The sequence below is a fragment of the Variovorax sp. YR752 genome, from assembly GCF_943372545.1.
The window spans coordinates 1-12763 of sequence record NZ_CALRZC010000233.1; the positions used below are offsets into that span (position 1 = coordinate 1).

The window sequence follows — 12763 nt, forward strand, 5'->3', positions numbered from 1 at the left end:
GGCGCGCTGCACTCGCCTTCGACGGGCATCGTCGACAGCCATGCGCTGATGCTGTCGTACCTCGGCGACGCGGAACGCGCGGGTGCCTCGCTTGCGCTGCAGAGTCGCGTGCTGGCCGTGCGGCCCACCGCGGACGGCATTGTGGTCGAGGTGGGCGGCGCGGAAGCAACGAGCGTGCTGTGCAACACGGTGGTGAACGCGGCCGGACTCGGCGCGCAGGAAATCGCCGCACGCGTGGAAGGCATGCCCACAGACAAGGTCCCACCGCTGTACTACGCGATCGGCCACTACTTCTCACTCGCGCGCAAATCGCCCTTCCGCCATCTCGTGTACCCGACCGGGCGCGAAGGCGCCTTGCGCGCGCACGTGACGCTCGACCTCGGCGGCCAATGCAAGTTCGGGCCCGACCTGAGCTGGCGCGACGGCATCGACTACAGCTTCGACGCCTCACGCGAAGCGGCCTTCTACCAATCGGTGCGCCGCTACTACCCCGCCTTGCAGGACGGCGAGCTGCAGCCGGGCTACACCGGCATCCGCCCGCGGCTGGCGGGCCCGGGCTCGTCGATGCACAACACGGCGACGGATTTCGTGATCCAGACGCCGCGCGACCACGGCATCGCGGGGCTGGTGAATCTGTTCGGCATCGAGTCGCCGGGGCTGACGGCATCACTCGCGCTGGGCGAGCACGTCGCAGACCGGGTCGCGAAGATGCAGGCATGAAAAAACGGGCCCGAGGGCCCGTTCTTTTTTAAGCCCCCGAAGGAGCTGCAGTCGACCAATTACAGGCCAGCCTGGCGCGTGAACGACACGCTGGGCTTCTTGTACGCAGCCGGCACTTCGTCGCGGTAGAACGCGCGGCGGTCGAGGCTGGCGAGCGGGTCGTGGGCCTTGGCGACGGCTTCAGCGCGGATCGTCGAGCGGTCGGCGGTCGAGGTGAAGGTCTGTGCGCCGGCGGTGGCGCCGTCGCTGTATTCGTTGCCGGCACGGGCGGCAGCCACGGCTTGCGACGCGACTTCCGAACGCGAGAGCGTCGAGTTCACGGTGTGCACGCCGTCATAGGTTTCAGCGTGGGCACCGGCAGCAGCCAGGAGCGAGAGGGCAACGGCGGCGAGGGTCTTCGAGGCATTCATTTCAATCTCCTTCAGGTGGTGTGTCGATGGAATGAAGTTTGAACCTGAAGCGCCCAAAAAAACGGCAGCAAAAGGAATCGCGGCGTTCACGGGATTGAAACAATCGCGCGTCGCTCGCGCATGCGATGCGGCGGCCGGAACCCTGCTCCCCAGAGGGAACGCACGAGAAAGTTCTCGTCCTCGGCATTCCTTGCATGCGCATGACGCATGCAAGGAATGCGAGCCGAAGCCTCAGTGCGAGATCATCCAGGGCCGCCGCGACGGGGCCGATTTCGCACCGTTCGGCGCGGTCTGCGTGGCACTGCGCCGCGACGATCCCGAGCAGCAGCCGCAGCCCGAGGGATGCCGCAGCCGCGCATAGTCGCGCGAGCTCGACGGCTCGTGCCGCGCGCGTTCGTTGGTGGCCATCGCGTGGCGCGTGTCGGCGGCCATCAGCGCCAGGCGCGGCGCGGCGGTGAATACGCGCGGCGAGGCCGTGCCGCAGTCGGGGCAGGCAGCGGGCTCATCGCGCTGGCCCGAAGGCCGCAGCGATTCGAAGCCACCGCACTGCCCGCAGGCGTAGTCGTAGGTCGGCATGCGTGGGCCTTCTTCAGCGCAGGTCGTGCGACAGCGGCATGTCGATGCTGCCGTCGATGAACTTCACTGGCCCCGAGGCGTTCGGGTTGATGTCGAAGTCGAAGATGCCCGTGGGCAGCCACAGCGTGGCGCACGAGTTGGGCACGTCGACCACGCCGCTGATGTGGCCCTGCACGGGCGCGGTGCCCAGGATCGAATAGGCCTGCGCGCCCGAGTAGCCGAACTTCTTCAGGTACTCGATGGCGTTCAAGCAGGCCTGGCGGTAGGCCACGTTCACGTCGAGGTAGTGCTGCTTGCCGCTCTCGTCGACCGAGATGCCTTCGAAGATCAGGTAGTCGTTGTACTGCGGCGTGATCGGGCTGGGCTTGAAGATCGGGTTCTTGATGCCGTACTTGGCCATGCCGCCCTTGATGAGCGTGACCTTCATGTGCACCCAGCCGGCCATCTCGATGGCGCCGCAGAAGGTGATCTCGCCATCGCCCTGGCTGAAGTGCAGGTCGCCCACGCTCAGGCCCGCGCCATCGACGTACACAGGGAAGAACACCTTCGAGCCGCGCGACAGGTCTTTGATGTCGCAGTTGCCGCCATGCTCGCGCGGCGGCACGGTGCGGGCACCTTCGGCTGCGGCCTTGGCGCGAGCTTCACCGGTCATCTTCCCCATGTGGGCGGTGCCGGCGAACGGCGGGTTCGCGAGGCCGGGCACGCGGTCCGGGTCGGTGGCGATGAGCTTGCCTTCGCGCTCGTTCCACATGTCGAGCATCGGCTTGTCGGGCAGGCAGCCAATGAGGCCGGGGTGAATCAGGCCCGCGAAGTTCACGCCCGGAATGTGGCGCGAACTCGTGAACATGCCCTTGAAGTCCCAGATCGATTTCTGTGCTTCGGGGAAGTGATCGGTGAGAAACCCGCCGCCGTTCTTCTTCGAGAAGAAGCCGTTGAAGCCCCACAGGCTGTCCTGCTTGGCGCCGATGTCGAGCAGGTCGACCACGAGCAGGTCACCCGGCTCCGCCCCCTTCACGCCGACCGGGCCCGAGAGGTAGTGCACGGTGCTCAGGTCGATGTCGCGCACGTCGTCGGCGCTGTCGTTGTTCTTGATGAAGCCGCCGGTCCAGTCGAAGGTCTCGAGGATGAAGTCGTCACCCGGGTTGACCCAGCAGGCCATCGGAATGTCCGGGTGCCAGCGGTTGTGGATGTTCTCGTTCTCGGTGGGCGATTGGGTCAGGTCGACCTTGATCAGCGTGTCCGTCATGTGCAGTGGCTCCTGGGGTTGTGGTTAGACAGAGAGATAGGCTTTGATGTGCTCGACATCGGTCTTGTCGCGCGCGGTCTCGTGCACGAGCCGGCCGCCTTCGATCACGAAGAGCCGGTCGGCCACGTCCATCGCGAAGCTCAGCACCTGTTCGGACACGACGATGGTGATGCCGCGCAGCTTGCGGATCTCGTTGAGCGCCTTCGCGATGTCCTTGATGATCGAAGGCTGGATGCCCTCGGTGGGCTCGTCGAGCAGCAGCACCTTGGGGTCGGTGACGAGCGCGCGCGCAATGGCGAGCTGCTGTTGCTGGCCACCGGAGAGGTTGCCGCCCTTGCGGCTCTTCATGTCCCACAGCACGGGGAACAGCGCGTAGATTTCTTCGGGAATGCGCCGGGTCTTCGAGTTCTCCAGGCCGGTCTGGATGTTCTCTTCCACGGTCAGCGTCGGGAAGATCATCCGGCCCTGCGGCACGTAGGCGATGCCCTTGGCCACGCGCCGGAAGCTCTCGTCGCGCGACACGTCCTGCCCCGCCACTTCGATGCGCCCGCTCTTCAGCGGCAGGATGCCCATGAGGCTCTTGAACAGCGTGGTCTTGCCCATGCCGTTGCGGCCCATGATGGCGATGGTTTCGTTCGCATGGCCTTCGAACGAAAGGCCGTGCAGGGCTTCGCTCTGGCCGTAGGCGACGTGCAGGTCTTCGACCTTCAGCATGATGGTGCTCATGGTTCAGTGCCCCAGGTAGACGTCGATGACTTTCGGATCGGCCTGCACCTTCTCCATCGGCCCTTCGGCCAGGATCTTTCCCTGGTGCATCACGGTGACCTTGTGCGCGATCTGCTTCACGAAGGCCATGTCGTGCTCGATGACGATCACGGCGCGGTTCTGGCAGATGCGCTTGAGCAGGTCGGCCGTGAGTTCGCGTTCGCGCGCGCTCATGCCGGCGATGGGCTCGTCGAGCATGAGCAGCTCGGGCTCCTGCATCAGCAGCATGCCGATTTCGAGCCACTGCTTCTGGCCGTGGCTCAAGAGGCCCGCCTCGGTGCGCAGCTTGTCGGCCAGGCCGATGTCTTCGGCCACGGCCTGCACCTTCGACTTGACCTCGTCGTCGCACTGGAACGCCAGCGCGCCGAACACCGAGCGACCCTTGGGAAAGGACACCTCGAGGTTCTGGAACACGCTGAGGTTCTCGTAGATCGACGGCGTCTGGAACTTGCGGCCGATGCCCAGCCGCACGCGCTTGTGCTCGGCCATCTTGGTGAGCTCGGTGTTCTTGAACTTGATGCTGCCGGCGCTGGCGCGCGTCTTGCCGCAGATCAGGTCGAGCAGCGTGGTCTTGCCGGCACCGTTGGGGCCGATGATCACGCGCAGCTCGTTCTTGTCGATGTACAGCGTCAGGTCGTCGATGGCCTTGAAGCCGTCGAAGGAGACGGTGAGGTCTTCCACGGCGAGCGCGAAGTCGGTGTTGCTCATGGGGTGGGGGCTCCGGGTTCGATCAGGCGCGCTGGCGGCCGATGCCTTCGGGCAAGGCGGGCTCGGGCTGCGGCGCGGCAACAGGGGATGGGGCCGACACGGCGGCGGGCGGCGGCTTCACCGCGGCGTCGCGCAGGGCCTGGCGACGCGAGGCCCACCACGGCTTGATCGTGTCTTCCCACAGGCCCGCCAAGCCCATTGGGAAGGCCATGGTCACGCCGATGAAGAGCGCGGCCATCAAAAAGAGCCACAGGTCGGGAAAGCTTTCGGAGAACAGCGTCTTGCCCGCGTTGACCAGCAGCGCGCCGTACACCGCGCCCACCAGGCTCATGCGGCCACCGACGGCGCAGAAGATCACCATCTCGATCGAGGGCACGATGCCCACGAAGCTCGGCGACATGAAGCCCACCTGCAGCGCGAACATGGCGCCGCCGATGCCCGAGAGCCCGGCCGCCAGGCAGAAAGTGAAGACCTTGAAGTTCGACACGTCGTAGCCCGAGAAGCGCACGCGGTCTTCCTTGTCGCGCATGGCGAGCAGCAGCGTGCCCAGCTTGCTGGTCTGCACCCAGCGGCACAGCAGGATGCTCAGCACCAGCAAGCCCACGCAGACGTAGTAAAGGATGTACTTGGCGCTGTCGGTGCGCGTGTCCCAACCCAGCATCGTCTTCAGGTCGGTCATGCCGTTCACGCCGCCCGTGTAGCCCTGCTGGCCGATGATGAGCACGGTGCAGATGAGCGCCACCGCCTGCGTGATGATCGCGAAGTACACGCCGCCCACGCGGCGCTTGAACATCGCGAAGCTCACGAGCCAGGCCAGCGCCATCGGTGCCAGCACCACCAGCGCCAGGCTCAGCGGCAGGCTCTTGAACGGCAGCCACAGCGCGGGCAGCTCGGTGATCTGGTTCCAGTCCATGAAGTCCGGGATGCCGGGCGTCGACTGGATCTTGGTGGTGATGGGGTCGGAGGCTTCGAGCTTGAGGAACATCGCCATCGCGTAGCCGCCGATGCCGAAGAACACGCCCTGCCCCAGGCTCAGCACGCCGCCGTAGCCCCACACCATCACGAGCCCCACGGCGACGAAGGCGTAGGTGAGGTACTTGCCCACGAGGTTGAGGCGGAAGATGTCGAGTGACAGCGGCAGCACCACCGCGAGCAGCAGCACCAGCAGCAGGAGGCTGCCGAGCTGGTAGCGCTGGATCGAGGCCTTGAGGAAATTCATCGAGAGGTTCTCCGGGAAGAAGCGGGAATCAACGACGCACCTTGACGGCGAAGAGGCCTTGGGGGCGCATCATCAGAATCAAGACGATCAGCGACAGCGTCAGCACCTTGGCCATCGAGCCGGTCATGAAGAACTCCGAGATCGACTGCGTCTGCGCAATGCCGAAGGCCGAGACCACGGTGCCCAAGAGGCTCGCCGCGCCGCCGAAGGTGACGACCAGGAACGCATCGACGATGTACAGCGAGCCCGAGGTCGGCCCGGTCGAGCCGATGGTGGTGAAGGCCGCGCCCGCCACGCCGGCAATGCCGCAGCCGATGGCGAAGGTGAGGCGGTCGGTCTTCTGGGTGTCGATGCCGGTGGCGTTGGCCATGGTGCGGTTGGCCACGGTGGCGCGCACCCGCAGGCCCCAGCGGCTCTTGTGCAAGGCGATGAGCACGCCGCCCGTGGCCAGCGCGGTGAGCACCAGCACGAAGAGGCCGTTGATCGGAATGTCGAGACCTTCATGCGGCGTCCACGAACCCATGAGCCACTCGGGCAGCGTGGGGCTCACTTCCTTCGGACCGATGAAGGTGCGGAAAATCTGCTGCAGGCCCAGGCTCACGCCCCAGGTGGCGAGCAGCGTGTCGAGCGGTCGCTTGTACAGGTGGCGGATCAGCGCCCATTCCACGAGCCAGCCCGCGATGAATGCGAACACGAAGGCCAGGCCGATCGCGATCGGAAAGTAGTACGGCATGAACGCGGGCGCCATGCGCTCGGTCACCTGCGCGGCCAGGTAGATCGAATAGGCGCCGATGGTCATGAACTCGCCATGCGCCATGTTGATCACGCCCATCTGCCCGAAGATGATCGCGAGCCCGAGGCCCATGAGCAGCAGCACCGCGAAGAGGCTCAGCCCCGCGAAGCCCTGCATCAGGCCGATGTTCATCATGTCCGACAGAGTCATGGCGGGACGTCCGGAGTGTTGGATTGGCTCCCTCTCCCGCACGCGGGAGAGGGTTGGGGTGAGGGCCTACGGCCGGTTTACTGGTAGCCCTTCGGGAACGGATCAGGCTTGATCAGTTCAGCCGACTCGGCCACCACCTTGAAGCTGCCATCCAGCTGCCCCTGCCCGATGCGCGCCTTGCTCCACAGGTGGTGGTTCGCGTCCAGCTTCACGTAGCCTTCCGGCGCGGTCTTCAGCTCGATGCCCGGCGAACCGGCGACCACCTTGTCGATGTCGAAGCTGCCGGCCTTCTCCACCGCGGCCTTCCACAGCCACGGGCCGAGGTAGCCCGCCTGTGTCACGTCGCCGATCACCGCGTCCTTGCCGTACTTGGCCTTGAAGGCGGCCACGAACTTCTTGTTGTTCTCGTTGTCCAGCGACTGGAAGTACTTCATCGACGAGTAGAAGCCCGCGAAGTTCTCGCCACCCACGCCGGTCATTTCGTCTTCGGTCACGGCCAGCGTCAGCAGGAACTGCTTGTCGCCGGTGATGCCCGCGGCCTTGAGCTGCTTGTAGAAGGCCACGTTCGAGCCGCCCACCACCGCCGCGAAGATGCAGTCGGGCTTGGCGACCATGATCTTGTTGATCAGCGAGTTGAAGTTGGTGTGGCCCAGCGGGTAGTACTCCTCGCCCTTGACCGAGCCCTTCTGGAAGTTTTCGATGTGCTTGCGCGCGATCTTCATGGAGGTGCGCGGCCAGATGTAGTCGGAGCCGACCAGGAAGAAGGTCTTGGCCTTCTTCTCCTTCGCGCCCCAGTCGAGGCCCCAGATGATCTGCTGCGTGGCCTCCTGGCCCGTGTAGATCACGTTCTTGCTCTGCTCCAGGCCTTCGTAGAAGGTCGGGTAGTACAGCAGGCCGTTCTCTTTCTCGAACACCGGCAGCACGGCCTTGCGCGAGGCGCTGGTCCAGCAGCCGAACACGGCGGCGACCTTGTCGTTGACCAGCAGCTTCTTCGACTTCTCGGCGAAGGTTGGCCAGTCGGAGGCGCCGTCTTCCTTGATGACCTTGATCTTGCGACCCAGGATGCCGCCCATGGCGTTGATCTGGTCGATGGCCAGCTGCTCGGCCTGGATGGAGCCGGTCTCCGAGATGGCCATGGTGCCGGTGGACGAATGCAGCTGGCCCACCGTGACTTCGGTGTCGGTCACCGCGAGCTTGGTGGTGTTGACCTTGGCCGTGGGGAACTGCCCCTGGCCGAAGCTCAGGCCGCTCAGGCCCATCACGGGCAGCGCGGCGGCGCCCTGCAACAGGCGGCGGCGGCGCAGTGCCATGGCATCGAGAGAGGAAGGGTCGGAATCACGCGACATCAGGAACTCCAGGCAGGTTGAAGGAAGAGAGAGCCGCGCACCATCGCAGTGCATCGGACGGTGCCGCTAGCACCATGGCTGGTACTTTAGAAATCACTTGCCTCTGCGCGAATACGTCATTCAACGTAGCGGTGCGCCCCCGCCCGAGCCGCAGACTCGCGAACCAGACAACGCAGGAGACGGCAGGGAGCGCTTCTTGCTGTACCTGACGCATGCCACAGCCGCCGCCGCGAGAACCCGCCATGACATCCGTCTCCGGACAGAAGATCTTTCGCATCCGCCGCGACTACAACGCCTGGGTCGCGAACGAAACGCTGGAGGACTACGCGCTGCGCTACACGCCGCGCAGCTTTCGCAAGTGGTCGGAGTTCCGCGTGGCCAACGCGGCCTTCGGCGCCACCTCGTTCCTGGCGCTGGAGGCCATCGGCGGCGCCATTGCGCTGAGCTACGGTTTCTCGAACGCGCTGTGGGCGATCCTGGTGGTGGGGCTCATCACCTTCCTCACGGGCCTGCCCATCTCGTACTACGCCGCACGGCACGGCGTCGACATGGACCTGCTCACGCGCGGCGCGGGCTTCGGCTACCTGGGCTCCACGCTCACCTCGCTGATCTACGCGAGCTTCACCTTCATCTTCTTCGCGCTCGAGGCCGCCATCCTCGCGCTGGCGCTGCAGATGTACCTCGACTGGCCGCTGTGGCTGCTGTACCTGGTGTCGTCGATCGTGATCATTCCGCTGGTGGCGCGCGGCATCACGCTCATCTCGGGGCTGCAGCTGTGGACGCAGCCGATCTGGATCGTGCTGTTCGTCTGCCCCTTCATCGCGGTGATGGTGAAGAAGCCCGAGCTGTACGCCGACTTCACCGGCCTCGTGGGCCGCACCTCCGACAGCAGCGGCTTCGATCCGCTGATGTTCGGCGCGGCGGCCACGGTGGCCTTCTCGCTCGTGGTGCAGATCGGCGAGCAGGTCGACTACCTGCGCTTTCTGCCCGAGAAGACCGCCGCCAACCGCGGGCGCTGGTGGACGGCCGTGCTGGTTGCGGGCCCGGGCTGGATCGTGCCGGGCATGCTGAAGATGATGGGCGGCGCGTTCCTCGCCTTCCTCGCGCTGCAGCACGAGATTCCGGCCAACCATGCGATCGAGCCCACGCAGATGTACCTCACGGGTTTTTCGTACGTGCTGCGCGACCCGGCGTGGGTGCTCGGCATCACGGTGCTGTTCGTCGTCGTGTCGCAGATGAAGATCAATCTGACCAACGCCTATGCGGGCTCGCTGGCGTGGTCGAACTTCTTTGCGCGCCTCACGCACAGCCACCCGGGACGCGTGGTGTGGCTGGTGTTCAACGTGGCCATCGCGATCCTGCTGATGGCGCTCGGCGTGTTCGCCGCGCTGGAACATGTGCTGGGCTTCTACAGCAACATCGCCATCGCCTGGGTCGGCGCGCTCGTGGCCGACCTGGTCATCAACAAGCCGCTGGGCTGGAGCCCGAAGACCATCGAGTTCAAGCGCGCGCACCTGTACGACATCAACCCCGTGGGCCTGGTCGCGATGCTGGTGGCGGCGGCGCTGGCGATGCTGGCCTACTCGGGCGCGCTCGGCCAGTGGGCGCGGGCCTTCTCGCCCTTCATCGCGCTCGCCACGGCCATGGCCGTGTCGCCGCTGCTGGCGTGGAAGACGCGCGGGCGCTACTACCTGGCGCGCACCGACATCGACCGCTGGACGCCGGGCCAGAGTGTGAAGTGCTCGGTGTGCGACAACAGCTTCGAGTCGGAAGACATGGCCCACTGCCCGGCCTACAGCGCGCCGATCTGCTCGCTGTGCTGCACGCTCGAATCGCGCTGTCACGACCGCTGCAAGACCGACTCGCGCGCGGCCGAGCAGATGAGCGGCTGGCTGCAGGCGCTGCTGCCGCCTGCCCTGTCGGCGCGGCTCAACTTTCGCGTGGCGCACTACCTGCTGGTCGCCACTTCGCTGATCGCGCTGCTCGCCACGGTGGTCGGCGTGGTCTACGCGCAGGAGGCCATCGCCGGCACCATCGATTCGGCGATGGCGACGGCCTTCTTGAAAGTGTTCGCGCTGCTCTCGGTGATCGCCGCCGTGGCCGCGTGGTGGGTCGTGCTGGGCAGCGAGAGCCGGCAGATGGCGCAGGAAGAATCGAACCGCCACAACAACCTGCTCGCGCTCGAGATCGAAGCGCACCGCCGCACCGACGCCGCGCTGCAGACCGCCAAGGAAGCCGCCGAGGCCGCCAACCAGGCCAAGACGCGCTACGTGGCCGGCATGACGCACGAGCTGCGCACGCCGCTCAACAGCATCCTGGGCTACTCGCAGATCCTACTCAAGGGCGGCGACGCAGCCCTGCCGCCGCGCGAGGCGGTGCAGACCATCCACCGCAGCGGCGAGCACATGCTGGGTCTCATCGACGGCCTGCTCGACCTGGCGCGAATCGAGGCCGGCCGGCTGCAGCTGGAGCCGTCGCCGCTCGCGCTGCCCGCCTTTCTCGACCAGGTGGTGCAGATGGTGCGGCCGCAGGCCGAGGCCAAGGGCCTGGCGTTCGTCTACACGCATGCGGGCCGCCTGCCGCCGTGGGTGCATGCCGACGTGAAGTGGCTGCGGCAGATTCTCATCAACCTGCTGACCAACGCCGTGCGATTCACCGACAGCGGCACCGTCACGCTCCATGTCGATGCGCGGCGCGAGGTGCTGCGTTTCGACGTGGTCGACACCGGCATCGGCGTGGCGCCGCAAGACCGCCAGCGCATCTTTTTGCCCTTCGAGCGCGGCGCCGCGGGCCGTCGGCGCGGCGAGCCGGGCACGGGGCTGGGCCTGACCATCACCGGGCTGCTCACCTCGCTCATGGGCGGCGAGCTCAAGCTGGCGTCGACCTCCTCGGCGGGCAGCACCTTCAGCGTGCGCGTGTACCTGCGTGAGGTGGCCGACCCCGGACCGCAGGCGGGCTCGCGCGAGCCGGTGTCGGGCTACCTGGGCGAGCGCCGCACGCTGCTGGTGGTGGACGACCAGCCGGTGCAGCGCCAGATGCTCGCCGGCATGCTCGCGCCGCTGGGCTTCACGGTGCGCGAGGCGGCCAGCGGCACCGAGTGCCTCGACAGCCTGCGCGAAGAGCTGCCCTCGGCCATCCTGCTCGACCTGACGATGGACGACATGGACGGCTGGCAGACCGCGCGCTCGGTGCGGGCCTCGGGCTTCGCCGAGCTGCCGATCATCATCGTCTCGGCCAACATGTTCGAGAACCAGCCCGACCGGCTGCGCGCCGCGGGCTGCCAGGCCTTCGTGGGCAAGCCGGTGATCGAGTCGGAACTCATCGCCACGCTGGAGCGGCACCTGGGCCTCGAATGGCTGGCCATCGGCGACGCCCTGCCGCCGTCCGCCGACCCCGACGCGACGCCGGTGCGCCCGCCCCTGCTCGCGCTCAGCGAAGATGACCGCGCCGACCTGATGCGCCTGGTGCAGATGGGCCACGTGCGCGGCTTGCACACCGCACTCGACCGGCTGGCCGCGGCCTCGCCCGCCGCGGCGGCCACCTGCACCTGGCTGCGCGGCATGGTCACGCGCTTTGAACTCGACACGCTCCGCAACGCACTGGCAGAAGATGCAGACACCACCCTCGCTCCCTCCTGAATCCATGTCCGAACGCCCCGTCGTGCTGGTGGTCGACGACGCCCCCAGCAGCCTGGGCATGCTGTGCGACACGCTCGAGGCCAGCGGCTACACCGTGCTGGTGGCGGCCGACGGCGAGTCCGCGCTGCAGCGGCTCGAGCTGGTGGTGCCCGACGCGATCTTGCTCGACGGCCTCATGCCCGGCCTCTCGGGCTTCGAGACCTGCCGGCGCATCAAGGCCAACGCGGCGCTCGCGCACATTCCCGTGCTGTTCATGACGGGCCTGTCGGAAACCGCGCACGTCGTCGAAGGCTTCGAGTGCGGCGGCGTCGACTACGTGGTGAAGCCGATCCGCGCGCAGGAGGTGCTGGCGCGGCTGCACACCCACACGCGCAACGCCCGCATCACGCGCATGGCGCGCGACGCGGTCGACGTGGCGGGCATGGGCGTGGTGTTCGTCGACACGCGCGGGCGCATCGCCTGGCGCTCGCCGCAGGCCGCGCTGTGGCTGCATGCGCTCGAAGACCCGGTGGCGCCTGGCCGCCTGCCTGCGTCGGTCGAGCCCGCGCTGGCGCCGGGCGCGTCGATCGCCATCGGCACCGCCACGGCCATGCGCCTGTCGGTGCGCAACCTGGGCGCCGCGGCGCTCGGCGAAACCATGCTGCTGTTCGCCATCCAGCGCGAAGGCCCGGCCGCGCGCCTGGCCGAAGCGGCTCTTACGCCGCGCGAGACCGAGGTGCTGTCGTGGCTCGCCAAGGGCAAGACCAACCGCGACATCGGCGAGATTTTGGGCACCAGCCCGCGCACGGTGAACAAGCACTTGGAGCACATCTTCGAGAAGCTGGGCGTGGAAACGCGGGCGGCGGCGGCGGCGCTCGCGAGCGGTATGTAACCCCTATGGGGTAACCGCCCCAACGGCGCCGGGCTATCGCCCTCCAATGCACCGGTTGCGCTCAGAATGGGCAGGCCACCGGAGACAGAGATGCTTTCAAGCCTGCTGGCCTTCCCGCCCCGCGAAAGCGCCTACAAGCGCAAGTTTTTGAACAACACGGACGAGAACCTCTTCATGGGGTCGTTCGAAAGCTTCGCGGCGGCCGAGGCCGGCGCACCGCCCACCAAGGCCGTCGGCTATGCCAATGCCGACGCGGGCGAGCTCTACAGTCCGCAGATCTATTTCTACGACTATCCCGGCCTCTTCTGGCTGGGCCGCTCC

At 66.8% G+C, this 12763-nt stretch carries 11 protein-coding genes and 1 pseudogene; 4 read left to right on the plus strand and 8 right to left on the minus strand.

What is annotated here, in order from left to right:
• A partial coding sequence (locus AAG801_RS34255; protein WP_341892429.1) for an FAD-dependent oxidoreductase occupies nucleotides 1–720 on the plus strand: 720 nt, incomplete at its 5' end.
• A gap of 59 nt (nucleotides 721–779) precedes the next feature.
• Here the strand turns inward: AAG801_RS34255 and AAG801_RS34260 are convergent.
• The 8 genes from AAG801_RS34260 to urtA all read right to left on the minus strand — a co-directional run bounded on the left by AAG801_RS34260 (nucleotide 780) and on the right by urtA (nucleotide 7933).
• The gene (locus AAG801_RS34260; RefSeq protein ID WP_319360766.1) at nucleotides 780–1130 is read right to left on the minus strand and encodes an alpha/beta hydrolase; all 351 of its coding nucleotides are present in this window, start codon (nucleotides 1128–1130) and stop codon (nucleotides 780–782) included.
• 231 nt (nucleotides 1131–1361) lie between these two features.
• The gene (locus AAG801_RS34265) at nucleotides 1362–1706 is read right to left on the minus strand and encodes a zinc ribbon domain-containing protein (protein WP_062478321.1); all 345 of its coding nucleotides are present in this window, start codon (nucleotides 1704–1706) and stop codon (nucleotides 1362–1364) included.
• 13 nt (nucleotides 1707–1719) lie between these two features.
• The gene (gene fmdA, locus AAG801_RS34270) at nucleotides 1720–2952 is read right to left on the minus strand and encodes a formamidase (protein ID WP_013541972.1); all 1233 of its coding nucleotides are present in this window, start codon (nucleotides 2950–2952) and stop codon (nucleotides 1720–1722) included.
• 24 nt (nucleotides 2953–2976) lie between these two features.
• A complete protein-coding gene (gene urtE / locus AAG801_RS34275) occupies nucleotides 2977–3666 on the minus strand; it encodes an urea ABC transporter ATP-binding subunit UrtE (protein WP_099797509.1) in 690 nt (229 codons plus the stop codon).
• Between the two features lie 15 nt (nucleotides 3667–3681).
• Complete coding sequence (gene urtD / locus AAG801_RS34280) at nucleotides 3682–4425, minus strand: urea ABC transporter ATP-binding protein UrtD (protein WP_101492825.1); 744 nt, start codon at nucleotides 4423–4425, stop codon at nucleotides 3682–3684.
• A 22-nt stretch (nucleotides 4426–4447) separates the two neighbouring features.
• On the minus strand, nucleotides 4448–5644 hold the full coding sequence (urtC, locus tag AAG801_RS34285; protein ID WP_101492824.1) for an urea ABC transporter permease subunit UrtC: 1197 nt from the start codon (nucleotides 5642–5644) through the stop codon (nucleotides 4448–4450).
• Nucleotides 5645–5672: 28 nt separating this feature from the next.
• Nucleotides 5673–6587, minus strand: a complete 915-nt coding sequence (gene urtB, locus AAG801_RS34290; protein WP_341892430.1) for an urea ABC transporter permease subunit UrtB — start codon at nucleotides 6585–6587, stop codon at nucleotides 5673–5675.
• 77 nt (nucleotides 6588–6664) lie between these two features.
• On the minus strand, nucleotides 6665–7933 hold the full coding sequence (gene urtA / locus AAG801_RS34295) for an urea ABC transporter substrate-binding protein (protein WP_341892431.1): 1269 nt from the start codon (nucleotides 7931–7933) through the stop codon (nucleotides 6665–6667).
• 242 nt (nucleotides 7934–8175) lie between these two features.
• On the opposite strand from urtA, the gene AAG801_RS34300 reads away from it, so the two are divergent.
• From AAG801_RS34300 to AAG801_RS34310, 3 genes and pseudogenes are all read left to right on the plus strand, one after another.
• A complete protein-coding gene (locus AAG801_RS34300; RefSeq protein ID WP_341892432.1) occupies nucleotides 8176–11571 on the plus strand; it encodes an ATP-binding protein in 3396 nt (1131 codons plus the stop codon).
• Nucleotides 11543–12442 (plus strand): response regulator transcription factor, encoded by a 900-nt coding sequence (locus AAG801_RS34305; protein WP_341892433.1) that lies wholly within the window; start codon nucleotides 11543–11545, stop codon nucleotides 12440–12442. Before AAG801_RS34300 ends, AAG801_RS34305 begins: the two co-directional genes overlap by 29 nt.
• A 90-nt stretch (nucleotides 12443–12532) precedes the next feature.
• Nucleotides 12533–12763: pseudogene (locus AAG801_RS34310) on the plus strand (methyltransferase, TIGR04325 family); the annotation flags it as partial.

Bases quoted from the DNA above. Each gene is read 5' to 3' on its own strand.
- urtD (WP_101492825.1), bottom strand. From the start codon at position 4,425: ATGAGCAACACCGACTTCGCGCTCGCCGTGGAAGACCTCACCGTCTCC.
- AAG801_RS34260 (WP_319360766.1), bottom strand. From the start codon at position 1,130: ATGAATGCCTCGAAGACCCTCGCCGCCGTTGCCCTCTCGCTCCTGGCT.
- fmdA (WP_013541972.1), bottom strand. From the start codon at position 2,952: ATGACGGACACGCTGATCAAGGTCGACCTGACCCAATCGCCCACCGAG.
- AAG801_RS34265 (WP_062478321.1), bottom strand. From the start codon at position 1,706: ATGCCGACCTACGACTACGCCTGCGGGCAGTGCGGTGGCTTCGAATCG.
- urtB (WP_341892430.1), bottom strand. From the start codon at position 6,587: ATGACTCTGTCGGACATGATGAACATCGGCCTGATGCAGGGCTTCGCG.
- urtA (WP_341892431.1), bottom strand. From the start codon at position 7,933: ATGTCGCGTGATTCCGACCCTTCCTCTCTCGATGCCATGGCACTGCGC.
- urtC (WP_101492824.1), bottom strand. From the start codon at position 5,644: ATGAATTTCCTCAAGGCCTCGATCCAGCGCTACCAGCTCGGCAGCCTC.
- AAG801_RS34300 (WP_341892432.1), top strand. From the start codon at position 8,176: ATGACATCCGTCTCCGGACAGAAGATCTTTCGCATCCGCCGCGACTAC.
- urtE (WP_099797509.1), bottom strand. From the start codon at position 3,666: ATGCTGAAGGTCGAAGACCTGCACGTCGCCTACGGCCAGAGCGAAGCC.
- AAG801_RS34305 (WP_341892433.1), top strand. From the start codon at position 11,543: ATGCAGACACCACCCTCGCTCCCTCCTGAATCCATGTCCGAACGCCCC.